The sequence below is a fragment of the Nitratidesulfovibrio termitidis HI1 genome, from assembly GCF_000504305.1.
GTDB lineage: Bacteria > Desulfobacterota > Desulfovibrionia > Desulfovibrionales > Desulfovibrionaceae > Cupidesulfovibrio > Cupidesulfovibrio termitidis.
Genome location: NZ_KI632512.1, coordinates 3,268,942 through 3,294,732 on the forward strand (window position 1 = coordinate 3,268,942; position 25,791 = coordinate 3,294,732).

Annotated in this window: 17 protein-coding genes and 1 tRNA gene; 13 read left to right on the forward strand and 5 right to left on the reverse strand. The window is 68.0% G+C overall.

The window, feature by feature from the left end:
• Positions 1-183 precede the first annotated feature (183 nt).
• Positions 184-591: a type II toxin-antitoxin system HicB family antitoxin gene (locus DESTE_RS13075; RefSeq protein ID WP_035068090.1), complete on the forward strand. Its 408-nt coding sequence runs from the start codon at positions 184-186 to the stop codon at positions 589-591.
• A gap of 406 nt (positions 592-997) precedes the next feature.
• Positions 998-1,999 carry a bifunctional DNA-formamidopyrimidine glycosylase/DNA-(apurinic or apyrimidinic site) lyase gene (gene mutM, locus DESTE_RS13080; protein ID WP_035068091.1) on the forward strand — a complete coding sequence of 334 codons (1,002 nt, stop codon included), beginning with the start codon at positions 998-1,000 and terminating at the stop codon, positions 1,997-1,999.
• 180 nt (positions 2,000-2,179) lie between these two features.
• On the opposite strand, the gene DESTE_RS13085 is transcribed toward mutM, so the two are convergent.
• Both DESTE_RS13085 and murA read right to left on the reverse strand, forming a co-directional pair.
• Entirely contained in the window at positions 2,180-5,317 is a 3,138-nt protein-coding gene (locus DESTE_RS13085; RefSeq protein ID WP_245590847.1) for a ComEC/Rec2 family competence protein, read from the reverse strand.
• Between the two features lie 123 nt (positions 5,318-5,440).
• Complete coding sequence (murA, locus tag DESTE_RS13090; RefSeq protein WP_035068093.1) at positions 5,441-6,694, reverse strand: UDP-N-acetylglucosamine 1-carboxyvinyltransferase; 1,254 nt, start codon at positions 6,692-6,694, stop codon at positions 5,441-5,443.
• Between the two features lie 189 nt (positions 6,695-6,883).
• Here murA and DESTE_RS13095 point away from each other — a divergent pair.
• Positions 6,884-6,959 (forward strand) — tRNA-His (locus DESTE_RS13095).
• Positions 6,960-7,258: 299 nt separating this feature from the next.
• On the opposite strand, the gene DESTE_RS13100 is transcribed toward DESTE_RS13095, so the two are convergent.
• Positions 7,259-10,771, reverse strand: a complete 3,513-nt coding sequence (locus tag DESTE_RS13100) for a hybrid sensor histidine kinase/response regulator (RefSeq protein ID WP_035068094.1) — start codon at positions 10,769-10,771, stop codon at positions 7,259-7,261.
• Between the two features lie 147 nt (positions 10,772-10,918).
• A complete protein-coding gene (gene murJ, locus DESTE_RS13105; RefSeq protein WP_051384463.1) occupies positions 10,919-12,652 on the reverse strand; it encodes a murein biosynthesis integral membrane protein MurJ in 1,734 nt (577 codons plus the stop codon).
• A gap of 443 nt (positions 12,653-13,095) precedes the next feature.
• On the opposite strand from murJ, the gene DESTE_RS13110 reads away from it, so the two are divergent.
• From DESTE_RS13110 to DESTE_RS13120, 3 genes are all read left to right on the forward strand, one after another.
• On the forward strand, positions 13,096-15,108 hold the full coding sequence (locus DESTE_RS13110; RefSeq protein ID WP_035068095.1) for a putative bifunctional diguanylate cyclase/phosphodiesterase: 2,013 nt from the start codon (positions 13,096-13,098) through the stop codon (positions 15,106-15,108).
• Positions 15,109-15,291: 183 nt separating this feature from the next.
• Positions 15,292-15,747, forward strand: coding sequence for a bacteriohemerythrin (locus DESTE_RS13115; protein ID WP_035068097.1), 456 nt, complete (start codon positions 15,292-15,294; stop codon positions 15,745-15,747).
• Positions 15,748-15,905: 158 nt separating this feature from the next.
• Positions 15,906-16,685 carry an exodeoxyribonuclease III gene (locus DESTE_RS13120; protein ID WP_035068098.1) on the forward strand — a complete coding sequence of 260 codons (780 nt, stop codon included), beginning with the start codon at positions 15,906-15,908 and terminating at the stop codon, positions 16,683-16,685.
• A gap of 230 nt (positions 16,686-16,915) precedes the next feature.
• Here the strand turns inward: DESTE_RS13120 and DESTE_RS13125 are convergent, their stop codons facing one another.
• Entirely contained in the window at positions 16,916-17,107 is a 192-nt protein-coding gene (locus tag DESTE_RS13125; protein WP_035068099.1) for a hypothetical protein, read from the reverse strand.
• 532 nt (positions 17,108-17,639) lie between these two features.
• Here DESTE_RS13125 and DESTE_RS13130 point away from each other — a divergent pair.
• From DESTE_RS13130 to DESTE_RS13155, 7 genes are all read left to right on the forward strand, one after another.
• Positions 17,640-18,293: a succinate dehydrogenase/fumarate reductase transmembrane subunit gene (locus DESTE_RS13130; protein ID WP_035068100.1), complete on the forward strand. Its 654-nt coding sequence runs from the start codon at positions 17,640-17,642 to the stop codon at positions 18,291-18,293.
• A 13-nt stretch (positions 18,294-18,306) separates the two neighbouring features.
• Complete coding sequence (locus tag DESTE_RS13135) at positions 18,307-20,130, forward strand: fumarate reductase flavoprotein subunit (RefSeq protein WP_035068101.1); 1,824 nt, start codon at positions 18,307-18,309, stop codon at positions 20,128-20,130.
• Positions 20,131-20,144: 14 nt separating this feature from the next.
• On the forward strand, positions 20,145-20,888 hold the full coding sequence (locus DESTE_RS13140; RefSeq protein ID WP_035068102.1) for a fumarate reductase iron-sulfur subunit: 744 nt from the start codon (positions 20,145-20,147) through the stop codon (positions 20,886-20,888).
• A gap of 720 nt (positions 20,889-21,608) precedes the next feature.
• On the forward strand, positions 21,609-22,448 hold the full coding sequence (locus tag DESTE_RS13145; RefSeq protein ID WP_035068104.1) for a fumarate hydratase: 840 nt from the start codon (positions 21,609-21,611) through the stop codon (positions 22,446-22,448).
• A 430-nt stretch (positions 22,449-22,878) separates the two neighbouring features.
• Positions 22,879-23,406, forward strand: a complete 528-nt coding sequence (locus DESTE_RS13150) for a Fe-S-containing hydro-lyase (RefSeq protein WP_035068105.1) — start codon at positions 22,879-22,881, stop codon at positions 23,404-23,406.
• A 113-nt stretch (positions 23,407-23,519) separates the two neighbouring features.
• The gene (locus tag DESTE_RS18080; protein WP_156925363.1) at positions 23,520-24,428 is read left to right on the forward strand and encodes a hypothetical protein; all 909 of its coding nucleotides are present in this window, start codon (positions 23,520-23,522) and stop codon (positions 24,426-24,428) included.
• Positions 24,429-24,508: 80 nt separating this feature from the next.
• Positions 24,509-25,753, forward strand: a complete 1,245-nt coding sequence (locus tag DESTE_RS13155) for an ornithine cyclodeaminase family domain (protein ID WP_035068106.1) — start codon at positions 24,509-24,511, stop codon at positions 25,751-25,753.
• The last annotated feature ends 38 nt before the right edge of the window (positions 25,754-25,791 follow it).

The following is a 25,791-nucleotide window of genomic DNA, read 5'->3' on the forward strand; positions in this document are numbered from 1 at the left end:
CAGGGGAGGGGTGCGTTGCGGAACCGGACGAATTGAAGTTTGATTGCGTCGCCCCGAATATTTTGGGTGAGCGAGCAGGCACCGCCGGAGCATGCCCCTGGGCACGGGAATCCGGCGTGCCAGCGCCACATGATCAAAAGCACAATCCGCGAACATGCGCGGATACCCCGGTCGGAGGTTGGAATGTTGTATTGCGCCGTGCTGACTCCCCTTGGCGATGACGGTTTCGCCGTGGACTTTCCCGATTTTCCCGACGCCGCTCCCGGCGACATGGGGGCCGACACCCTGTGCGAAGCCTACGGCATGGCCGAGGAGACTCTGGCCGAATACGTGCGCGGCCTGCTGGCCCGTGGCGAAACCCTGCCCGAACCCACCCCGCCGGACCGGCTGCCCGCAACCCCGCCCGCAGGGGCCGCCCTGTTCATGGTGCCTGTGCGCCTGGAGCCGCGCCGCGTGGTCAAGGTAACCCTGACCATGACCGAGCAGGAAAAGGACAAGCTGGATGCCGTGGCCGCCGACTGGAACATGAGCCGGTCGCAGGTGGTGGTGGCGGCCTTGCGCGACCTCTGTGACCGCATGGGCTGCCCCTGAGGGCGTTTGTCCGGGCGCGCACTCCGTGGGCAATGACGGCGTCAAACCGTTTTTTTGCTCCGGTCAAGTACGAGAAGAGTACACTCCCTCCGCAAAAAAGCGGTTTTCCTTGTCCTTGCGCACGTGTTGCGCGCCGGGACAAACGCCCTTGCGCGTTTGCCGCGTCTTCCTTGCTCTCGGCGCGAAATCCGCGGCAAACGCCGGGTCGCGCCTTGGATCGGAAAGACGATGACGGCGGGACAAATGCCCTCGCGCGCGGTGCCACGCGGTGCGGTGCTGCCTTCCCTGTTCCCCCGCCAATTCCGCCCCATCATGCGCGGGCTTGCTGACAGGCCGCGTCGGCGTGCCTATGGTGTGCCGATGCGGCGTTTTTCATTCATCGCACGTCAGTCACGCGGAGTTGCCCATGCCTGAGTTGCCAGAGGTGGAGACCATTGCCTGCGGTTTGCGGCCCCAGTTGACGGGGCGGCGCATCGTGTCCGTTTCTGTGCGCAACGAAGGGACCGTACAGGGCGATGCGGCGGCGTTTGCCCGGTGCGTGCCGGGGCGCGTCATTTCTGGTGTGGGGCGGCGCGGCAAGTTGTTGCTGATGGAACTGGCCCCGCCGGACGGTGGGGCCAGTGGAGCCGTCGGGGCAGGGGCAGCTGCTTCGTCCGAAGTCCCGTCCGGAGCGCGGCCCGACGCTGCCGACCTGATGGCCTGCGGCGATGCGGCGGGCAAGGTGGCCGGATCTTGCGAGGTGGGCACGTCAGGCGGTACGGGCGGATTGGGCGGCAACCGCGTGCCGCATCTGCTGGGCGTGCATCTGAAGATGACCGGGCGACTCTTTGTCTACGGGCCGGAGGTTGCGCCCAACGCGCACACCCGCGTGGTGTTCGGGCTGGACGACGGCAACCGGCTGTTCTTCGACGATGCGCGCAAGTTCGGCTATGTGCGCGCCCTGTCCGACGCCGACATGACCACTTGGGACTTCTGGCGCTCGCTGGGGCCGGAACCGCTGGAAATTGCCGGGCCGGACTTCGTGGCGTTGTTCCGGGGGCGGCGGGGGCGCATCAAGGCGTTGTTGCTGGACCAGACGGTCATTGCGGGCATCGGCAACATCTACGCCGACGAATCGCTGTTCAGGGCGTCCATCCGCCCTGATGCGCAGGCCGGGGAGCTTTCGCCCGATCGGCTGCGCGTGCTGCACGGCCATCTGGTGGATGTGCTGCGCGAATCCATCGCCGAATGCGGCAGTTCCATCCGCGATTATCGTGATGCCCACGGCGATGCCGGGGCCTTCCAGAACCGTTTCCGGGTGTACGGCAGGACCGGCCAGCCGTGCGTGGCCTGCGGGCGCACCCTGACCACGGCCAAGGTGGCCGGGCGCACCACGGTGTTCTGCGAGCGTTGCCAGAAGTTGAAATAACCGGAGGGGGACAGGGGCGGGGCAAAGGGCGTGCCGGGCAGAGAGTGGACGGCATTGCGCGATGTGGCCGCGCAGCCACCCGGTGCGGGGGAATCGAAGCCACATTCCGACCCCGCACTTTCGGCATGTTTTGCGTAGGGGGGAGAGGCATGTCCGTCAAGCCCGCCCGCTCGCCCGGCGCTACTGCCCGCCGTCCGCGTCGTTGCCGTCTTTGTCGCGGGCGGTATTGATGGTGGCGGGGCCGGGCCATGCGCGCGTTCGGCCCGCGCCGTTTACGCTTGCTGCTCCCTTCGTCCCTTCCGCGTTCCATCGGGCCTGTAGCTGGCCCGATTCCGCCGTCACCAGCAGGGGGATGTTCCGTGCCGCCAACGCGGCGCGGGTGTCCGCCACGGGAAAGCCCCAGCGGTTGCGATAGCCCGCGCTGGCCAGGGCCACGGAGGGACGCACCGCATCCAGCAGTTGCGGCAGCAGCTTGCGCCTGCCGCCGTGGTGAGGCAGCACCAGCACCTCCGCAGAGAGGTCCACGCCCGTATCCAGCAGGGCGCGAATGGCCGGGTCGCCCGCATCGCCGGGGATCAGCGCCAGGCCCCGCCGCGCACCTCTCCCGTCCTGTTCACCTTGCCCATTCGACCCGTCCTGTCCATTCGGCTCACCCGGCTCCTTTTGGCTGTCACGCGCCGTCAGGCGCAGCACCAGCGAGGCGTCGTTGCCGTCAAAGGCGGGGCCTGCCGCCTCCGGCAGGGGCGGATGCAGCACTTCCAGTTCCAGCCCGTCGGCAAGGGGAATGAGCTGCCCGGCATGCCAGCGCTCCTCGCCCCGTCCGTTTGGCCCGGCCAGTTCGGTGTGGCGCAGGATGGCGGCCAGCCGCGCGCCGTCCTCGCCGTGGGGCGGGTCTCCGTTGCCCGCCACCCGGCGTACGGCAAAGGTGTCGATGATGTACAGAAGTCCCCGCAAGTGATCCCGGTCCGGGTGCGACCAGACCACCGCGTCCAGCCGGGGCGGACGGTTGTCGGTAAGCGCCGGTGCCACCACGCGGCGGCCCGTGTCCCACGAGCGCGAGGCCGTGCCCCCGCCGTCCACCAGCATGCGGCCCGCGCCCCAGTCCAGCGCCACGGACTGCCCCTGCCCCACGTCCAGCACGGCCAGTTGCACGGCAGGGTCCGTGGCGGCGGTAAGGCGCGGCCACACCGGCCCCAGCACCAGCAGCATCCCGCCGGCCAGCAACAGGGCGGCGCGCCTGTCCGGTCTGTCCGATCTGTCCGATCTGGCCGGTCTGTCCGATCTGTCCGGCCTGCCTGGCCTATCCGGTCTGCCCGGCCCGTGCCCGGAGGCCTGTTCCGACGCACGGTCAGATACATGCAGCACCGCCGCGCCCAGCAGCACCCACAGCCCCAGCATGGCGGCAGGATGGGGGCGCAGCAGTTGGGGATTGCCCAGCAGTCCCGCGCCGTCCAGCCAGCGCAGCGCAATCAGCAACAGGTCGAACGGCCAGCGGGCCACCAGCAGCAGCCATCCGGCCACGTCCGGCGCCGCCGGGGCCACGGCCATGCCTGCAAGGCCCAACGGCAGGGATATGCCGTCGATGAGCGGAAGGAACAGCAGGTTCAGGGCGAACCACGGGCTGGACGTGCCGAAGACGCGTGCGGACAGGGGCAGCAGGATCAGCTGGATGCACAGGGTCACCCACAGGGTGCGCACGGTGTACACCACAAGGCGGGAGCGCCATGTGGTTGCAGTCCGTGAAGTGCGGGCCGCCGGAGCCGACGCGCTGCTCCCGGGGCCTCCTCCGATATCCCCCCAGCCGCCACCCCTGCCGTCACTCCCACCGTGGCCGCTGTCTCCGCTGTTGTCGTCCGTTTCCTTCAATCCCCCCAACTCGCGCAGTCGTCGGGGCAGCAGGGCGGCCAGGGGCTTGGCCAGGGCAATGCCCGCCACCGCGCAGGCGGATAGCTGCAACGACAGGTCGTCCGCCGCGCCGGGGTCGAACAGCACGATGACGCACACCGCCCACAGCAGGCCGTCCAGCAGCACCTGCGGCCTGCCCCGCCAGTACAGCCACGCCCAGAACACCAGCATCAGCGCCGCGCGCACCAGCGAGGGCGGCGCGCCGCCCAGCCAGACGTAGGCCAACGCGGGCGGCAGCGAGCAGGCCAGGGCCAGTTTGCGGCGAGGAATGCGCAGGTACACGCCGGGGGCGATGCGCCCGGCCAGCAGGGCCACTGCGGCGCCCAGCGCGGCGGCGGCGCACAGGTGCATGCCCGACAGGGCGATGGCGTGGATCAGCGAGGCGCGGGCCACAAGGTCCAGGTCGCGGCTGTCCAGATGAAAGCGGTCACCCAGCACCAGTGCGGGCAGAAAGGCGCCCGCCGGGGTGGGCGGTTCCGGGGCGGTGTCGAACATGGCGACAGCGGGGGATTCCGCCGCGGCCCCGCCCGATTCGGACGCCTCCTGTCCGGACGCGTCTGCCTCGGCCTTGCGGCGGGGCTTTGCTCCGGTGCTCTTTTTTGCGGGAGTTTCCGTGGCAGCTACCGCTGCATCGCCGCTTCTGGCGTCCGGTGGCCCCTGCTCCGGCGCGCCGTGCAGGGCAATGGCCCGCAGCATGGCGGTGCGCAGGTTCTCGCGGAAGGTCCATCCTGCGGGTGGTGCGCCCTCCACGCGGGGAACGCCCTTGGCGTGGGTGGTCCAGGCGCGGAAGCGCACATCGCGCGAGGCCCAGAAGGCTGCGCTGTCGTCGCCGCCGGGGTTGGCCAGTCCGCGCATGGGGGCCACGGCGGCGGTGACGGTCAGGCGGGTGCCGGGTGCGGGACGCAGGGGTGGATTCTGCCATGACAGGGCCAGCAGCCTCGGCAGGGCCTGCTGCTCCATCAATTCCGTTGGGGCGGGGGATTCCGTGGCGGGCGGCATTGTGCCCGGTGTCGCGCCCGACGCGGCCTGTCCGCCAGTTCCGCTCGCTTGAGGTGCGGCCTCCGGTCGCACATCCCGCAACAGCAGGCGGATGCGCCCGTCGGTGGTGGGGGTGCATTCCGCCACCGTGCCGCTGAAGCGCACCGGGCGGCCGGTGTCGGCCCAGGCGGGCGTTGGCGGCGGCGGGCCGGGTTCACGCAGCCATGCCGCGCCCAGCCCCGCGCAGAAGCACAGCGTGTACACGGCCACGCGCGCCAGCCCACGCGCCCGCGCGCCCATGCCCAGCCACAGCAGCGCCGCCGCCGTGGCGGCCCAAACAGGTTCACCCCGTGGCGGCAGTGCGGCCAGCCCGGCCAGCGCCGCCAGCAGGCAGGCCTGCCGAAACAGCAGCGGCGGCAGCGGTGGTGGCGTCAATGGTGACGCCAAAGGGGGCTGTGGCTGCGAAGATGGCTGGTACATGGGACTGGCGGTGCCTGGCTTTTCCGGGTGAAAAAAAGCGGGCCGCGCCGCGTGGCGGGCCCGCCCGAAAGGCGTCGGCTATTCCGGCATACGCGTGATGCGCGCGCCCACGGCGTTCAGCTTTTCCTCGATGCGCTCATACCCGCGGTCCAGATGGTAGATGCGCTGGACGTGGGTTTCGCCGTGCGCGGCAAGGCCCGCCAGCACCAGCGATGCGCTGGCCCGCAGGTCGGACGCCATGACCGGCGCGCCGATGAGCTTCTGCACGCCGCGCACCATGGCGGAGTGGCCGGACAGTTTTACGTCCGCACCCATGCGCACCAGTTCCGGCACGTGCATGAAGCGGTTTTCGAAAATGGTTTCCTCCACCACGCCCGCGCCGCTGGCAATGGTCATCAGCGCCATGATCTGGGCCTGCATGTCGGTGGGAAAGCCGGGGTAGGGCCGGGTGGTCACGTCGCGGGCGCGCAGGTGGCCGTTGTGGGTCACGCGCACGTCGCGGGCGCCTTCGCGCTCGATGATCAGCCCCATGTCGCGCAGTTTGGCGATGACCGCCTCCAGTTCCTCGAAGGGGCAGTCGGTCAGCAGCAGGTCGCCGCCGGTGATGCCCGCCGCCACCATGAAGGTGCCCGCCTCGATGCGGTCGGGCATGATGCGGTATTCGCACCCGCCAAGACGCGGCACGCCCTGCACCTTGATGATGCCGGAGCCGTGCCCCTCGATCCTGGCCCCGCAGGCGATGAGGAAGTTGGCCAGGTCCACCACTTCCGGCTCGCGGGCAACGTTTTCCAGTATGGTCTCGCCCTCGGCCAGGGTGGCGGCCATGAGCAGGTTTTCGGTGCCGCCCACGGTGGGGAAGTCGAAGTGGATGTGCGCGCCGTGCAGCTTTTTGCAATGGCCCTGGATGTAGCCGGATTCCAGGTCGAAGGTGGCGCCCATCTTTTCCAGCGCGGTCAGGTGCAGGTCCACGGGGCGCGCGCCGATGGCGCAGCCGCCGGGCAGGGCCACGCGGGCCTCGCCCAGGCGTGCCAGCAGCGGGCCAAGGCACAGCACCGAGGCGCGCATGGTCTTCACCAGGTCGTAGGGCGCTTCCGGCTTCAGGTCGCACGGGGTGACGGTAACGGTATGGCCGTCGAATTCCGCCGGGCAGCCCAGAATGGCCAGCAGCTTGTTGGTGGTGAAGATGTCGCGCAGGCGCGGCACGTTGGTGTAGGTGATGGGTTCTTCGGCCAGGATCGAGGCCATCAGGATGGGCAGGGCGGCGTTCTTGGAACCGCTGACGGCGATGGCGCCGCGCAGGGGCACGCCGCCTTGGATGACGAGCTTGTCCATGTGGTCGTGGGTATCCTTTACGTGTAGTCGCGGCGGATATGTTCCGCGCGGGTGATGGCTTTGGCGGCACTGCGCCGGGCTGTCCCGATGCGGCGGCATGCATGATCGGAAAACGGCAACTGGCGGCGAAAGGGGGCGATTGCCTCTTGACCGGTCCCGACGCCGGGTGTATATGCGCTCTCTCTTACGGCGGATGTAGCTCAGTTGGCAGAGCACCTGGTTGTGGCCCAGGTGGCCGTGGGTTCAAGTCCCATCATTCGCCCCATTGATTCCGTGCCCCGCGTTAGCGGGGCTTTTCTTTTTCCGGAACCCGGCGCTGCGCGGCGGGGTGCGATGCCCGGCGTGTGCCGGTGCTGATGGTCGGAATTTTCCTTGCGCATGTCGGGCGGACCATACCTCTACCGGCCCCGGAACGGAACCCCGCCGATGGGGGCAACCGCTGGCGTGCGGCGTGGCCCGCCGTTTTCCTTCATGAAATTTGTACCTGACGGTGACGGTCCGGCGTGTGGTCGTTGCGCCCTTCCGGACGCTGCGCCGGGATGGCGACTGTTGTCCGTTGCCCCGTCAGCCGCCGTGGGTGTCCAACAGGGTGTGGATGCTGCGGCAGGTGGTGCGCACCGCCGCGTCAAAGCGTTCCACAAGGTCATTTACCGACGGCACGGTCGCATGCCGTGCGCTGGCCGTATCCGTTTCATTCTCCCCGCCCGAGGGCAGGTCGCCCGCCAGCAGCAGGCCCAGATGTTCCAGGGCGCGGGCCGCCTCGTGCACCTCGTTGGCGGATATGCTGCCCGCCGCGCCCGCCATGGCATGGGCGCGTTCGGACAGGGCGCGCCATGCGGCGGCGGTGGCATCCGGCCCGACAGGATCAGGCCGTTTCGCGGCGGCGGCCACCAGAGCGCGCACTTCCTCGCCCGCGCCGGAATAGGCCGCCACAAAGCTGCCCAGCACCCGCAGGTACAGCCAGGCCTTGCCGTTCATGCGGCGCACGCCGCTGGTCACGTCCAGCCCCGGCAGCGAAGGGGGCAGATCTTCCGGCGCGGGGCGGTGGCCCGTGGCGGGCTTGCCGTTGGCGGTCTGCGGCTGGGGTGGCGCCAGTGCGGGGCGGGCAGTGCCGACATCCGCTGATTCCGCTCCCTCTTTCGGTTCCGTCGCGTCCGCAGCTGGCCTGGCGGGCAGGTGGCGGCGCAGGGTTGCCAGAAGTTCCTGACGCTCCACGGGCTTGGCCAGCCTGCCGACAATGCCCGCCAGGTGCAGGGCCTCCTCGTCCTCGCCCTCCACCCGCGCGGTAAAGGCGATGACCGGCGCGCCGGGGCGCAACCGCAGGCCGCCGGAGGCGTTGCGCGCCCGGATGGCCGCAGCGGTCTGATAGCCGTCCATGCCCGGCATCTGGATATCCAGCAGCACGGCGTCGAAGGAAACATCCCGCGCGTCCGTCACATCCGTCGCATCCGTCACATCCGTCGCATCCGCCACGCCAGTGGGGCGGACGTTGCGGGCCAGGGTGTCCAGCGCCGCCTCGCCCGAGGGGACCGCTTCCACCGCCATACCGGCGGCAAGCAGCATTTCCGTGGCCACGGCGCGGTTGATGGCGTTGTCGTCCACCAGCAGTATGCGCGCCCCGTGCAGGGCCGGGTCGGAAAGGTCTGACCGGGCCGGGGCGCTCTTGTTGGGGGCCGCCTTTGCCGGGGGGGCGGCGGGAGAACCGATGGCGGGCCTATGGAGGGTGGCGGCACCGGCGCCGATGTTCCGGGACGCGGCGGCAGGCAGCACGGCGGCGGGCCTCGGGCAGTCCCGCGCACCCGTTGCGGCGCATCTTGCCGCCTCGGGGCTGACGGCGCGCAGGGCCGCCTCGCGCAGGGCGTTCAGTTTCACCGGCTTGATCAGCACCGCCAGCACACCGAGGCGGGCGGCGGTTTCCGCATCCGGCTCGCGGCCCATGGCCGCGGCCACCAGCAGCGGCGGCACGGCCACCCCTTCCTCGCGCAGGTGCATCAGAATGGTGGAGGCCGCGCAGGCACTGGGGATGTCCCCCTGCTCGCTGGCGCATTCCGGTGCGGCAAGGGGAACGGACGGTCCTTCGTTGGTGGAGCCGATCACCGGCAGATACAGGCCGCAGAGCACGAAGTCCCAGGCGGTCGGCGTGGTGTGGGCATCCTGCCCGCCGCGCGGGGCGGACCCGGCGTGGTCCGTCGCCTTGGTATCCATCTGCCCGGCCATGTGGTCCGTCACATGCTCAGGGGCGATGACCGGCGTCGGGCCGTTGTGCAGCCCCGTGCGCAGGGCCGCCACGTCGGGCGCCACCTGGCAGCGCACCCCCAGTTGCGCCAGCAGCCTGGCCAGCACGCGCGCGCAGGCGGGGTTGGCCTCGGCCACCAGCGCCAGCTTTCCCGCCAGTTGCGGCGGAGGCGGGGTGGGGGCTTCCTGTTCCTGCGGCAGCCCGAACCGGGCGGTGAAGCGGAAGGTGCTGCCCCGGCCTGGCTCGCTCTCCACGCCCACGTCGCCGCCCATGAGTTGCACCAGTGCACGCACTATGGACAGCCCAAGGCCCGTGCCGCCGAAGCGGCGCGATACCGAAACATCCGCCTGGCTGTACGATTCGAACAGCCGCTCGCGTGCCTCCGGCGCGATGCCGATGCCCGTATCGCGCACCGAGAAGGCCAGTTGCACGCCGACGCCGTGCGGGACAGCGAACCGTGCGAGGTCCGTTGTGCCGTCCGTTGCGCCGTTCGTCGCTGCTTCCGGAGCGTGTTCCGTCCCGGCATCCGCGTCCCCTCGCGTGACTGGCCTCGCGTCGGCCAGCCCCACGCGGATGACCACCTCGCCCCGTTCCGTGAACTTGAAGGCGTTGGCGGCCAGATTTATCAGTATCTGCCGCAGCCGCAACGGGTCGCCCACCAGCACCGGGGGGACGCCGGTGTCGATGTCCACCACCAGTTCGATGTCCTTGACGGCCAGCCGGTCGTGGAACAGGTCGGTGACTTCTTCCAGCAGGTCGCGGGTGCGGAAGGGGATGGATTCCAGGGTAAGCCGCCCGGCCTCCAGCTTGGAAAAGTCCAGCACGCCGTTCACCACGCCCAGCAGCGAACGCGCCGAGGAACGGACCAGGTTCAGGTATTCCCGCTGCTTGGGGGCAAGGTCGGTGCCAAGGGTGATGTCCACCATGCCGATGACGGCATTCATGGGGGTGCGCAGTTCGTGGGTGACCCCGGCCAGGAATTCGCTCTTGGCGCGGCTGGCGCGTTCCACGCGGGCCTGGGCGGTGTCCAGCGCCGTGGTGCGTTCGCGCACCATGCGTTCCAGTTCGCCCTGCTGCACGGTCAGCTGGCGTTCGTGGCGCTCCACCTGTTCGAGCATGGTATTGAAGGCGTCCACCAGCCGACCGATCTCGTCGCGGCCATGCCGGGCGGCGCGCAGGGCGTAGTTGCGTTCCTCGGCCACCTTGCGGGCCACCAGGGCCAGCCCGGCCACGGGCACCACCACCGTGCGCCGCAGGATGAGGATGATCAGCACCACCAGCACGACCCCCACCAGGGTCACCCGCACGGCGCTTTCGCGCACCATGGCGGACAGGGCGTCGTTGATGCCGCGCGGCGAAACCATCACCACCACGCTGCCGATCTCTTCACCCAGGTGGGCCAGCACCTCGCGCTCGGTGATGAAGTCGCTCAGAGAGTCGCCCCCGGAGTCACCGTTGGTGGTGCCGTTGATGGTGCCGTTGATGGCGCCGCTCCACGGTACGGGGCGCCAGTCGCCGTCGCGCTGCATGCCGCCGAGCAGGGTGGTGCCGTCGCGCTCGAACAGGGCCACCGCGTACACCCGCTGGTCTTCCATTTCCGCCGCGATGACGGCGGCAATGGACACGGCGTCCAGGTTCCACGCGGGCACCTGAAGCTGGCGCGCCACGCGCACGGCCTGACGCCGCGCGAAGTCTTCTATGTCGCGGTGCAGTTTGCCGCTGGCGGCGGTGTAGTCCATGACCATGAACACCACCAGCATGACGGTGGTGACCAGCGTGATCAGCAGGCCGAGCCGGGTCTGGATGCCGGTGAGCAGATGGCGTGGAGCCTTGTGGGGCATGCGGCGTCCCTTGTGCGTGCCATTTGTGTGCGCCCTCTCCGTATGCGCAAGGAGAGGCTGCCAGGGATGGGCCGGTTGCGCCGTCCCCGTGCTGCTGGCGTCCTCCGCCGCGAAGGGGCGGGGCGCAAGGCGGGCGTACCGGCGAGCCTAGCCTGTTTTGCCGCTTCGCACAACGCGCAGCAGCGCGCGGGCGTCCCTGCTGCGGCAGCACAACGAAAGGCCCAGGTACAGCACGGCGGCCAGGGGCACCCCCAGGGCCAGGCGTGCGGCAGGATGCAGGACCGGTGCGGCCCACGCCGTGTCGGCGCCTGCCCCCGCCAGCCACCATGCGGGCAGGCAGGCCGCGCAGGCCAGCACCCCGTGCAGCAGGGCGGCGCGCGGGTGCAGGTCCACATGGACGCCGCCGCGCCGCAGGGCCAGGACCAGGCAGGCCATGTTGACCCATGCCGCGCAACTGGCGGCCAGGGCGGGTCCGGCCACCCCCAGCGGGCCCAGCAGCAGCGCGCCAAGGCCCAGCGTCACCACCACCGACGCCAGCCCCGCCGCCACCGGAGCGCCCGTTGCCTGCCGGGCGTTGCAGGCGGCCAGCAGCGGGCGGGTGACGGCGAAGGCGGGGATGCCCGGCGCATAGGCCAGCAACGCGGCCACGGTGGCGTCCACGGCCTGACGGCCGAAGGCCCCGTGGCCGAACAGCAGGGCCACCAGCGGCGCGGCCACGGCCGCGAGGCCCAGGGCCGAGGGCAGGCTGATGAACAGGGAAAGACGCAGGGCATCCCCCAGAATTCTGCGGAAGCCGTCGTGCGGGTGCGCGGTGCCGGGTGGGCCGGGTGGAGAGGACGGGCCGGGTGGGCCGAATGGGGTGGACGGGCCGAATGAGCCGGGTGGAGAGGACGGGCCGACTGGGGCGGAAGAGCCTGACAGGGCGGGCAGGGCTGCCACGCCCACGGCCACGCCGAAGACCCCCAGCGGGAACTCCATCAGCCGTTCCGCATAGTACAGCGCGGTGACGCTGCCTTCGGACAGGAACGAGGCCAGCAGGGTGCAGGCCAGCACGTTGAGCTGCTGGGCGGATGCGCCGAACACCCCGGCGGGCAGGGCGCGGGCCGCGCCGCTCGCCTGCGGGTCGCTGGGGGGCAGGGGGGCGCGCCAGCGCAGCCCCAGGCGGTGCAGTGCGGGCAGTTGCAGGCCCAACTGGGCAACGCCGCCCGCCAGCACGCCGCAGGCCAGCAGGGTGGCCGCGTCGCCGAACCCGGCCAGGGCCAGCCCCCCCGTGGCCATGACGACCAGATTGAGCACCGCCGGGGCCAGCGCGGGGGGCAGAAAGCGCCCGTGGGCGTGCAGCATGCCCGCGCACAGCGCGGTGCAGGTGGCGGCCACCGCGTATGGCAGGCAGATGCGCAGGAGGTGCGCGGCCCGTTCCGCCACGCCCGGCGGCACGTCCGGCAGACTGCTGCCGGGCGCGCCAAAGCCGGGGGCCAGCAGCAAGGCCAGGGGATGGGCCAGGGCCATGCCCGCAAGGCACAGCAGGGCCAGCGGCAACAGTGCGCGCAGCAGCACCCCGCGCCCGAAGGCGAAGGCCCGCGCATCGCCTTCCTGCTTGCGCAGGCGCACGAAGGCGGGGGTGAAGGCCAGCGACACCGCTCCTTCGCCCAGCAGGCGGCGCATGAGGTTGGGCAGGCGGAAGGCCACGAAGAAGGCGTCGGCCCCGGCGCCCGCGCCCAGAATGTGCGCGGTCAGCGCATCGCGCGCGTAGCCCAGCACCCGCGACACCAGCGTGGCCCCGGCCACGGTGGCGGCGTTGCGGGCCAGGGCCGGGTTGTCCGCAGCCGTGTTGCCCGGGTTGGTGCTGGCCGGGTCGGCCTGGGTTGTGGGTGGCGTCATGCCGGGTCCTTACGTACGCGGGTGATGGGGCGTACGTGGGTGATGGAGCGTGCGGGGTATGGGGCGTGGTCGCCCGGCGCGCAGTGTAGCGCAGCGCCCCCGGCCTGGGAACCCGGCGGCCTTTGCCGGAATGCGGGCGGCGGATACCGGAAAACCGTCCGGAAATTCCGGATCGCCATGTCCGAACCGTGAAGGCGGATCCGCAGCCGTGGCGAACATATCACGAAATCGGGGTGTTGCGATGCAGGGCTGGCGCGGCCCCGACCGGTTGCGGGAGTTGTTATTTCCGGCGGCTTGTATTACGCCCACCTGACGGGCCGTTGCGGCCCCGCCGAAAAGTCGAACAGACGAGTTGACGAGCACTTATCCTTCGGCCGCCCGCGTGGTGGGCCGCACGCGCGTGGCACGCGCGGCAAGCTGGCAAGGCATAGGGGGTATGCCGCGTGAGCGACCAGAAGGGACAGGACTCTGCGGAGAACGTGTGGCACGCCGCAGCCACCGGGAACGGCCAGGCGCCGGACCCGGTGGGCGAACACGCCCCGCGCCCCGGCGGCACGCCGCATGATGCCGGGCGGGATCCCCTGCCCGATCTGCCCCCGCCCACCGCGCCCCTTTCCGCCGTGGCTTCCGGCCACGCCCCCCATGCCTCGCCGCAGATTTCCCCGGACCCCGCGACCGCCCCTGCACCCGCCCCTGCACCCTATGACGACGCCCCCTCCCGCGCCCGTCACGCCGTGCCCTTTCCGCATGCCCCGTCCCACCTGCCAGAGGGCGACACCGCACAGAGCTTCCGCGTGCTGGCCGATCACCTGGCCGACTGGGAAAGCTGGGAGGACGCCAGCGGCAAGGTGGTGTTCGTCACCCCCGCCTGCCAGCGCATCACCGGCTATTCCCTGGAATCGTTCCGCGCTAACGCCCGGTTCATCGAGGGCATCATGCACCCCGAGGATCTGCCCCTGTGGCGCAAGCACCGCGACATGGTGGCGTCCGGCGCGGAGATGGTCGAGGTGGAGGTGCGCGTGCGCACCCAGGACGGTCGCGAACGCTGGCTGGCCTGCACCAGCCGCCGCCTGCACGACGCCGATGGCGCGTCGCTGGGGGTGCGCTTCAGCGGGCGCGACGTCACCGACCGCAAGATCATGCTTACCCAGATGAAGCACCAGGCCTGGCACGACCCGCTCACCGGGTTGCCCAACCGCGCCCTGTGCCTGGACCGCATCGACCGTTCGCTGCACCGCGCCCGGCGCGGGGCGGACAACGTGTGCGCCGTGGCCTTCCTGGACCTGGACCGCTTCAAGGTGGTCAACGATTCCATGGGCAACGCCGCGGGTGACCAGGTGCTGCGCGAGGTGGCCCGCCGTCTGGCCGAGAACACTCGCACCATCGACACCGTGTCGCGCCTGGGCAGCGACGAATTCATCCTGCTGCTGGACGAGGTGCGCTCTGAAGAAGAAGCCCTGATCACGGTGCGGCGCATCTGCGCCTCTATCGAGCCGCCGCTGGAGGTGGCGGGCCGCCAGATCCGCATTTCCGCCAGCGTGGGCGTGGTGATGAACCGGGGCGGCGGCAACGCCGACGAGATGCTGCGCAACGCCAACATCGCCATGCACCACGTGAAGGAACACGGCGGCGACGGCATGGCGGTGTTCCAGCCTTCCATGCTCGAGCAGGCCATGAACCTGATGCAACTGGAAATCGACCTGCACAGGGCGCTGGACAACAACGAATTCTTCCTGGTCTACCAGCCCATCATGTCGCTGCACGATCGCAAGCTGACCGGGTTCGAGGCGCTGGTGCGCTGGAACCACCCGGACCGGGGCATCGTGGGGCCGTCGGAATTCATTCCCGTGTCCGAATCCACCGGGCAGATCCACCAGGTGGGGCGCTGGGTGCTGGCAGAGGCGTGCCGGGCCCTGGGCGCCTGGCGCGAACAGCAGCCCTCCATGCGCGGCGTGGTCATGCACGTGAACCTTTCGGCGCGGCAGCTTTCACAGCCGGGCCTTGTGGAACAGGTGGCCGCCGTGCTGCGTGAAACGGGCCTGCCCGCCAGGTGCCTGAAGCTGGAAGTGACCGAAACCATGCTGATGGAAAACCCGGACTACGCCAACATGGTGTTGCGCAGGCTGAAGGAAATCGGCGTGCGGCTGTGCATCGACGACTTCGGCACCGGGTATTCCTCGCTCAGCTACCTGCAACAGTTCCCCATCGACACCCTGAAGGTGGACCAGAGCTTCGTGGCGCGCATGTGCCGCGAGCCGGGGCATTTCAAGATCGTGCAGGCCGTGGTGGCGCTGGCGCACAGCCTTGGCCTGGACGTGGTGGCCGAGGGCGTGGAGGAAGAGGAACAGCGCATCATGCTGTCCGAACTTTCGTGCGAGGGCGGCCAGGGCTATCTGTTCTCGCGCCCCGTGCCGGGCGAGGACGTGCCCGCCATGTTCGGACCCAAGGGGCACTAGGTCGGGCTTGCCCGCCCCCGCCCCGCGCCGTTCTGGTGCGGATGCCCGGCAGGTGCCGGCACCGGGGGTGTTTCCCCCATGCGCTTTCGGGACCAACCCCCTTTCGCAGCGGCTCTTCCGCGGTGTATGCTGGCCGGACGCGGGAAGGATTCTTGCCCCGCGCCACGCATCCAAGGAGCCATCATGCGTCATGTGGAGTGGTCGAACCGGTTCAGCGTGGGCGTTCCCGAACTGGACGCCCAGCATGTCCGCATCATCGAACTGCTGAACGACATGGCCGAGGCCGCCGCCAGCCCGGAGGACGGCAGCCGCCTGCGTGCCGTGCTGTCCGGCCTGAAGGCCCATGCCGCCGCGCATTTTTCGGCCGAAGAAGCCGTGGTGCGCCAGGTGGCCCCGGAACTGCTGGCCTTTCATCAGGGCGAACACCTGAAGTTTCTTTCGCGGGTGCGCGAATTCACGCTGGCCCTCGACGAGGACGCCCACCCGCCCATGCTGCCGCTGGAGATGTTCCACTTCCTGAAGTCGTGGTTCGAAGACCACATCCTGGGCGTGGACATGCAGTATGCGGCGCGGCTGCGCCACGGCTTCGACGGGGGGGCTGGCCCGGTCACGGGGACGGATCCCGGCCAGCCGGAATAGCCCGCCGCGCATCCCCCCGGAGAGGGGGGAGGGCGCATCCGCAGACATCCGGCCGCCGTGGGCGGCCGCTGCGTTTTCGTGCCGTTCGTCCTTTCGTGCAGGCCGTGCCGCATGCGCGCACGTGTCTGTCCGCGTTCATCCGCACACAGGGAGGCCCCGTGCTGCTCAAACTGTATTCCTGGAACGTCAACGGCATCCGCGCCCTGAGCGGCAAGCCGGAATGGAACTGGTTCGCCGGGTGCGACGGCCACATCGTGGGCCTGCAGGAAACCAAGGCCGAGCCGGAACAGGTGCCCGCCGCCCACCGCGATCCGGAGGGCTGGAAGGCGTGGTGGCTGGCCTCGCGGGTGAAGAAGGGCTACTCCGGGGTGGCCGTGTTCAGCCGGGTGGAACCGCTGGCCGTGCACCTGGACATGCCCGACCCCGCCTGGCAGGGCGAAGGCCGGTGCATCCATCTGGAATTTCCGGCCTTCCACTATTTCAACATCTACTTTCCCAACGGCGGGCAGGGCGAAGAACGCCTGAACTACAAGCTGGGCTTCTACGACGCCTTCCTGAACCACGCCGAAGAGTTGCGCCGCCACAAGCCCATCGTGGTCTGCGGCGACTTCAACACCGCGCACCGGCCCATCGACCTTGCCCGACCCAAGGACAACGAGGGCATCTCCGGCTTTCTGCCCATCGAACGGGCCTGGATGGACCGCTTCACGGCGGCGGGCTACGTGGACACCTTCCGGCTGGTGCAGGGCGACACGCCCCACGCCTATTCGTGGTGGTCGTACAAGACCCGCGCCCGCGAACGCAACGTGGGCTGGCGCATCGACTATTTCTTCGTGTCCGAGGAACTGCGCGGCGCGGTGCGCGACGCATGGATAGACATGCACGTCATGGGGTCGGACCACTGCCCGGTGGGGCTGGCGCTGGACGTGGACATGTAGCGGGCGGGCGCGGCGGCGGGGTTGGCGATGGAACTGCCCGTGGCCCGACGGCTGGCGCGCACGGCGTCCGACCCGCAGGCGCACGGGCGTGCGCGACGGGCTCACGCGGGGCGCACCGGTAGGGTGCAACCCGTGCGACCGATTCAATGGGCGCAAGGTTGCGGACCACACGCGAAAAATGAAGGGGCATGCCCGCCATGATGGCGACGGGCATGCCCCTTTTGCGTGCGCTATTTGCAGGCGGCGGGAACGGCAACCCCGCCGAGCCCGGCGAGGATGTGGTTCAGCGCTTCGCACAGGTCGGTCGACAGGTGCGTGTCGCTGCCCAGCAGTTGCACCACCTCGGTCACCGAGGCGTCCACCGGCACGGGCACGCCCGATTCACGGGCCAGCCGGATGAGTTCTTCGCGTATTTCGCGCATTGAGGCCCCCCTCAAGGACAATATGCCGCCGGGACGTGGCTGCCAGCCATTCCTGCCGCTTCGGAGACGTGTCAGCCATGCGGGCTGCTGGCCGAGGCGAACGGAAACGATTGGGGCGGGCCGTGCCGCCCGGTGACGCAGGGAAGTTTTCCCCCTATCCGCACCGGCCATGAAATGCAAGCACCCCCCCCCGCGCGCGGCGGTGTCCGGTATGTCGCACGGCACATGTCCGTGCGTCCATCCATCCCGCATGATTTGACATGCACGGGCGCGTCGGCCATAGTCCAGCGCACAGGAAAAGGTATGGAAATTGGGTGGTTGGGCAGTCAATCCGCCGAATTGCAGTGGAAGCTCTCCAACCCGGCCGTGCGCGCTTCGCCGCTTGTCCGCCTGTCCCGCGCGCCCTGTATCATCCCGATTTTCCTGCCCCGCCGCCGTCACCATCTGCCCGGCGCTGTCCAGCTTTGACCAGTTCTGTCGTTCTGGTTGGCATTGCCCGGCCCTGACCGTCTCAGGTTCGCAAGGAGGCTCAATGGAAACGGACTGCATCGCCCCGGCCCGGCCACGATCCCGCGCCGACGGCTGGCTCGACTGGGTGCAGATGGCCACGGGGGCGGCGCTGGCGCTGTTCGCCTGCATGCACATGATGCTGCTTTCCACCGTGCTGTTCGGCGCGGGCGCCCTGAACGGGATGTCCGCCGTCATGGACGCGCTGCACCTGGAAACCGTGGGCGGCATCGGCATTGCCATCGTGTTCTGCGTTCACGCCACGGTGGCCGCCCGCAAGATTCCCTTCAAGGCCGCGCAGGCCGCCACCGCCTGGCGCCACGCGCGCCTGCTGCACCACCCGGAAACCTGGGCCTGGGTCGCGCAGGTGGTCACCGCGTTCATCCTTGCGGTGTTCATCACCATCCACATCTGGACGGGGCTTACCGACCTGCCGGTACAGGCGCTGAAAAGCGCCGTGCGCGTGCAGCATGGCGGCTGGTTCTGGGTGTTTCTGCTGGTGCTGCCCGCTCTGGCGCTGCATCTGGTCATCGGGGCGTGGCGCGCCGGGGTGAAGTGGGGCGTCATCACCCGCGAGAATCGTGCCGCCATCACCCGCAAGGGCCTGTACCTGATTGCCGGGTTCCTGTGCCTGTCGCTGTTCACCCTGCTGCGTTTCCGACTGCTGTCGCTGGACTAGGAGGCACGTACCCATGCAGATCATCCATACCGATCTTCTGACCATAGGCGCGGGCCTTGCCGGAGAGCGCTGCGCCATAGAGGTGGCGGGCGCGGGATTTTCCGTGGTCTGTCTTTCGCTGGTGCCCGCGCGGCGTTCGCATTCCGTGGCGGCGCAGGGCGGCATGCAGGCGGCCCTTGGCAATGCCATCATGGGCGACGGCGACAGCCCCGACGTGCACTTTCTGGATACCGTGAAAGGCTCCGACTGGGGCGCGGACCAGGAAGTGGCCCGCATGTTCGTGGAAGCGGCCCCCATCGAAATGCGCCGCCTGGCCCACTGGGGGGTGCCGTGGAACCGCGTTGTGGCGGGCACGCATACCTACTGGAAGGGCGGCAAACCCTTCGACGCCACCGAAAAGGCCGAAAACCACGGCCTGATCCACTCGCGCGCCTTCGGCGGCACGGCCAAGTGGCGCACCTGCTACGCATCGGACGGGGCGGGCCACGCGGTGCTGTACACCATGGACAACCGCGCCGCGCAGCTTGGCGTGACCGTGCACGACCGGTCGGAAGCCGTTTCCCTGATCCACGACGGCGAAACCTGCCACGGGGCCATCGTGCGCTGCCTGCGCACGGGCGAACTGCGTGCCTACCTCGCGCGGGCCACGCTGGTGGCATCCGGCGGGTACGGGCGCATCTACCGCGCCTCGACCAACGCCATCATCTGCGAAGGGACCGGCCTGTCGCTGGCGCTGGATACCGGCGTGGCGAAACTCGGCAACATGGAGGCCGTGCAGTTTCACCCCACGGGCACCGTGCCCACCGACATTCTGGTCACCGAAGGCTGCCGTGGCGACGGCGGCACCCTGCTGGACCGCGACGAATACCGCTTCATGCCCGACTACGAGCCGGACAAGGCGGAACTGGCCTCGCGCGACGTGGTCTCGCGCCGCATGATCGAGCACATGCGCACCGGCAAGGGCGTGCAAAGTCCCTACGGCGAGCACCTGTGGCTGGACATCCGGCACCTTGGCGAGCAGCACATCCGCACCAAGCTGCGCGAGGTGGACGAGATCTGCCAGAACTTCCTGGGCATCGATCCGTTGCATCAGCTCATCCCCGTGCGGCCCACCCAGCACTATTCCATGGGCGGCGTGCGCACCGACAAGACCGGCGCGGCCTATGGCCTGAAGGGCCTGTTCAGCGCGGGCGAATCCGCCTGCTGGGACCTGCACGGCTTCAACCGGCTGGGCGGCAATTCGCTGGCGGAAACCGTGGTGGCGGGCGGTATCGTGGGCCGCAACATTGCGGAATTCCTGCAAGGGTATGACACCGCCTTTTCCACCGCACACGTGCGCGAGGCGGCGGCGCGGGATGATGCGCGCATCAGGCGCATTGTTTCCGGCGCGGACGGCAAGGAAAGCGTCTACGCCGTGCGCGAGGCCATGTACGACATCCTCGAGCGGGCGGCCTACGTGTTCCGCAACGGCACGGACCTGACGTGGGGCGTGCAGGCCCTGCAGGAAGTGCACGAGCGGGCGCAGCACATCGGCCTTGCCTCCGACGGGGTGGGGGCCAACGCGGAACTGGCGCTGGCCATCCGCATGCCGGGCATGGTGCGGCTGGCGCTGTGCGTATGCCACGGCGCGCTGATGCGCACCGAAAGCCGCGGCTCGCACACCCGGGAGGACTTCCCGGAACGCAACGACCGCGACTGGCTGAACCGCACGCTGGCTTCGTGGCGTCCGGGGGCGGATTTGCCGCACCTGGAGTACGAACCGGCCACCAGCTATGTCGAGTTGCCGCCCGGTGATCGCGGGTATGGCGGCGGCAAGATCATTCCGGCAGCTTCCTGAGGGGGACCACGCACATGCAACGCTCACTGACCTTCAACATCTTCCGCCACAACCCGCAGGACCCGGCGTCCGTGCCGCACATGGACACCTACCGGCTGGACGAGACGGACAGCATGACGCTGTTCATCGCCCTGCACCGCCTGCGCGAGGAACAGGACCCCTCGCTGAAGTTCGACTTCTGCTGCCGCGCCGGGGTGTGCGGCTCGTGCGCCATGGTCATCAACGGGCGGCCCGGCCTTGCCTGCCACACCAAGACGCGCGACCTGCCCGACACCATCACCCTGTTGCCCCTGCCGGTGTTCAAGCTGGTGGGCGACCTTGCGGTGGATACGGGCACATGGTTCCGCGCCATGTACCAGCGCACCGAATCGTGGATTCACACCCGCGCGGAATTCGACCCCGCCGCGCAGGAAGCGCGCATGGAAAACGAGGTGGCCAACGCCATCTACGAACTGGACCGGTGCATCGAATGCGGCTGTTGCGTGGCCGCCTGCGGCACCGCCAACCTGCGGCCCGACTTTTTGGCACCGGCAGGGTTCATCCGCGTGGCGCGCTTTGCCGCCGACCCGCGCGACCAGCGCACCGACGCGGATTTCTACGAGATCATCGGTTCGGACGAGGGCATCTTTGGCTGCATGGGCCTGCTGGCCTGCGAGGATGTCTGTCCCAAGCACCTGCCGTTGCAGAACCAGTTGGGGTATCTGCGGCGCAAGATGGGCCTGACCGTGCTGAAAAAGCTGCTGCCGTTCGGGGGGTAGTGGGACAGGGAAAGAGAGGGATAGGGCCGACGCATGGCCTGAAGCCCCAGGTAACTACGGAGCGTGCGGCTCGGCATAGTTGGGCCGCCTCCGGCGTGGGGTAGGGGGGCACGCGCTGCGGTCGCCATCCGTAAGGCGCGCAAGCGCGCCAACGGCTGCCGCTTAGCGAGGCCCCCCTACCAACCCCCGCGCTTCGGGGGCTGCGCCCCCGATCCCCCGGCCTCATGCGCGCATTCCCCGTGCCGGGCAGCTTCCCTGCGGCGCAGGGCGCCTTCGGGTGATCTGCCCGGCGGGAATGCCATGCGCGCGATGCTCCCGCCGCCTTGGCCGCACGCGTGCGCGTGCCCTGTCCGTAGCGTTGTTCCCGGTGCGCCCGCTACGCCGGAGCTTCCGCCGCATGCGCGGCGGCGATCTTCGGCGGCGGGCGCAATCCGTTCGGCGGTTGGCGCTGTCAGGCGATGCGGGAAAGGGCGCTTACCCGCCACTGCTTACGCTGTTGTGCGGTTGCGGTGTTGCGTTGCGGGTGTTCCGGCCCGTACCGGGCGCGGGCGTCCGGGGGGCTGCGCTGCCGTGTTGCGGTGGGCACTCAAGGCTTGCTAGAGTGGTGCGGCGGCAACTCATCGGGCCGCATGGACGCTGCGTCCGCAACCGAATCGAAATTGTGGAGGAGCGGGGCCATCCCCCGGTTCTCTCCCGTTCATACCGGACAAAGGAGCCAACATGCGCCGCATACCGGCGACACGAGTTGTGGAGGAAGTGGCGCGGCTGTGCGTGGAGTGCAACCGCTACCTGCCCAAGGATGTGCGGTGGGCCTTCTGCAAGGCGCAGGCGGCAGAGGAAAGCGACGTCGCCAAAGAGGTGTTCCGGCAACTGCTGGAAAACGCCGACCTTGCGGCCACCACCGGCCTGCCGCTGTGTCAGGACACGGGGCTGGCCGTCTTTTTCGTGGAGCTTGGCGAGGACTGTCGCGTGGACGGCATGACCCTGCGCGAGGCCATCACCGAGGGCGTGCGCATCGGCTATGCCGAGGGCTTTCTGCGCAAGTCCGCCTGCGACCCCCTGACCCGCAAGAACACCGGCGACAACACCCCGGCGGTCATCCACATGGACCTTGTGCCCGGCGACCGGCTGCGCATTGCCTTCATGGCCAAGGGCGGCGGCAGCGAGAACATGTCGCGCGTGACCATGCTGGCCCCCGCGCAGGGGTGGCAGGGCATCAAGGACTTTGTGGTGCAGCGCGTGCGCGAGGCGGGGCCGAATCCCTGCCCGCCCACCATCATCGGCGTGGGCGTGGGTGGCACCTTCGACTATGCGCCCATCCTGGCCAAGAAGGCGCTGCTGCGCCCGCTGACGGACATCCACCCCGACCCGGACATGGCCGCCAAGGAAGCGGAACTGCTGGCCGCCATCAACGAACTGGGCATCGGCCCCATGGGCCTTGGCGGCAAGACCACCTGCCTTGGCGTGAAAATGGCCTTTGCCCCGTGCCATCTGGCCAGCCTGCCGCTGGCCGTGAACGTGCAGTGTCATTCGGCCCGGCACGGCGAGATAGAATTGTAGCAAGGGCTGCGGGCCGGGCGGTGCGCCGGGCGGTGCGCCGGGCGGGACAGGCGGACGGGACAGGCGGACGGTACAGGCGGACGGATCAGGCGGACAGAACAACCCGGCGGACGCTTTCCGGCAAGTGGTCGGCAAGCTGCGCAACCATTGCGGGCCTGCTGTGGCCTAGGCGCAACACGGTTGTGGGCCGATTGCGATGATGTTGCGGCAGGGTTGCAGGGCAACTGCGAGTAAGCTGCGGCCCTGCTGGGGCTCTGCCGTTAGCGGGTGGCGCGGGGTTGCGAAGCGGCCCGGCGCAGGCCCCGCGCACAGTGCGGATGCCCGCATATCCCAGCCCGGTGCGCGGTGCGCCCACGCAACCGACCGCCATCCTCAATAGCCCCATTGCGGTCCCGCTCCGGGACATGTACGGAAATACAAGGAATCAGATATGGCTACCCACCACCTTACCACCCCCCTGACCGACGAGGCCGTGGCGCAACTGCGCAGCGGCGACGTGGTCTTTCTGTCCGGCACCATCTACACCGCGCGTGATGCCGCCCACCGCCGCCTGGCCGAATCGCTGGACCGGGGCGAAGACCTGCCCTTCGACCTGCGCGGCGCGGTGATCTATTACGTTGGCCCCAGTCCGGCCCCGCCCGGACGGCCCATCGGCTCCGCCGGACCCACCACCAGCTACCGCATGGACAGCTACGCCCCGCGCCTGCACGCGCTGGGGCTGAAGGCCACCATCGGCAAAGGGCGCCGCAACACCGAAGTGCGCGACGCCCTGAAAGAACATACCGCCGTCTACCTGGGGGCTACAGGCGGCGCGGGCGCGCTGCTTTCGCAATGCATCACCGCCGCCACCGTCATCGCTTACGATGACCTTGGCCCGGAAGCCATACGTGAATTGACCGTGAAGGACTTTCCGTTGTTGGTCATCAACGATTGTGTGGGTGGGGAGTTGTATGCATGAGTTTATTATAAAGATAACGGCTGATGTGCTGGTAAAGTGAAGGCTGAATATTGGTGTGGCGACGCGATATGAGATGGTGTTCGCTGTGAATTTTTCTGCTGGGGTTGAACGCTATGGAAAAGTTTTCATATAGAAGCATATTCGAGCAGGGCAAGGGAGCGTGTCCTATTTGTTTGGGGGATAGCGCGAGCTATTCGTATTCTTCTGCCGATATATTTCAAAGTGGAGATGTTTTTCGGTGTCGTGATAAAGGGCATGAATTTTCGAGATATGACATGCTTAAGCGACATATTCAGTCAGGTATGTTTGGAATACTTAGCGTGTTTCATCCCAAGGAAATGTGCGTTGCGGAAAAGTTAAGGATAGGTGCTCTAGACGTTATTGTTTTGGATGTGCCTGCAGGATATGATGTGTCGGTTGTTGCTTTTTCTCCTGGCGATTTCTATCAGGGGAATTTTTTGGGACCGCAAAAAATTTTTCAACAAGAAGAGAAACTTTTTGTTGCAACGATCCCGCATTATCAAGACACCGATAGGCTGGGCGAACAGATATTGTGTGATGTCGTGGTGTATCTTAAAGAGAAAACAGAATGCGCTTGGAAGATGTTGTTATACGAATCTCTGGAAGATTTGTTTAGAGGCAAAGAGAACTTATCATTATTCAAAATGTTCACAAGTTTGGAAATGAGTATGAAAAATTTGCTGCGGATATATCTTTTGCAACATGGCATAAAATCTAGTTTGATAAGTGTGATAGAGCAGGCGTCGTGGCAAAAAATGGTTTCAAAGTTGTCAATAATTATATCGGATGTTGTTGGAGAGGTGGCAGGCGCGAAGTTTAAAAAAAATGCTAATGGGAATGAATTTAAAGATAAAGTGCGGGGTAAAAGGAATGATTTTGCTCATAGCCGTCCCGAAAGATTTAAAACGCGCGAAGTCAAGGATGCTTTTGTTTTGTCTTTTGAGCTTTTTTGGCAGTTAGATCGTGCGTATTTGGCGCTTACGCAACGCAGTGATGCTTAATTTATTAGGTATGTATAGTATATATCGTTTGTATGTGTGGTTTGTTTTTTATAATGTATGTTGTGTGTGTTTGGTAATGTATGTTTAATGCCGTGCAATTCTTGCCTTCTCCATCATACGGCGTAGCCCCTGACAACTACCATGCCACGTCCATCTATCCGGAGTTCGTGCAGGTGGAGCCGGGACGGTGGGTGCTGCTTGCGGAATCGCGCATGGATTGCGTCATCCGCAAGAACCCGGACGGCACGCTGGAGGTAGTGGAGTTCCGGCGGCTGAAAAAGGGCGATCTGGTGGCGGTGGGCCGGGGCGAAAACGGCGAGGACGGCATCTATGTGCATGCTGGGCCGCTGGACCAGTTGCCGGATTTTCTGGCCGGGTGGACTCCGGCCAACGTGCCTGCCAGCACGGTTGGCCCCGTGGCTGACCCCACGACTGCCGCTTCGCAACCGACAGCTTCCCAAGCTGACAGTCAACAGGCGGAAAGCGCCGCCGATCCGTCCGAATCGTCCGCCCATTCCACCCCATCTGCATCATCCGCCTCGCCATCCCCCGTCGTCCCCGCCGACAAGTTCGCCTTCCGTACCGGCGTCAGCCGCGAAACATCCTTCTCGCTCGATTACGACACACTGTACGAAGTGCTGCGCCACGACAGGGAGCACGGCCACATCGTGTGGGTGGCCGGGCCTGCCGTGGTGTTCGATGCCGACGCCCGCCGCGCCTTTGCCGGGCTGATCGACGCGGGCTACGTGCATGGGCTGCTGGCGGGCAACGCCCTTGCCACGCACGACCTGGAGGCCGCCCTGTACGGCACCGCGCTGGGGCAGGGCCTGTATGACAAGCGGCAGGCCCCGCGCGGGCACTACCACCATCTGGACGCCATCAACACCATCCGGGGCTGCGGGTCCATCCGCGCCGCCGTGCAGTCGGCTCGCGTGCGCGACGGGGTGATGCACGCGCTGGAAACGCGCGGTGTGCCCTACGTGCTGGCCGGGTCCATCCGCGACGACGGCCCCCTGCCGGAAGTCATTGCCGATGTGTACGCCGCGCAGGACGCCATGCGCGCCCATGTGCGCCGCGCAACCACCGTGGTGGCCCTTGCCACCGCGCTGCATACCATCGCCACCGGCAACATGACCCCCTCGTATCAGGCCGGACCGGGGGGCAGCCTGCGCCCGGTGCATTTCTTCATCGCGGACATTTCGGAGTTCGCGGCGGGCAAGCTGGCCGACCGTGGCTCGCTGACCTCGCGCTCCATCCTCACCAACGTGCAGGACTTCGTGGTCAACGTGCACCGGGCGCTTACCGGTGCGTGCCGTACGGAATAGCCCGCCGACGTAGGGTGCACCCGCCCGTCCGGCCTCGC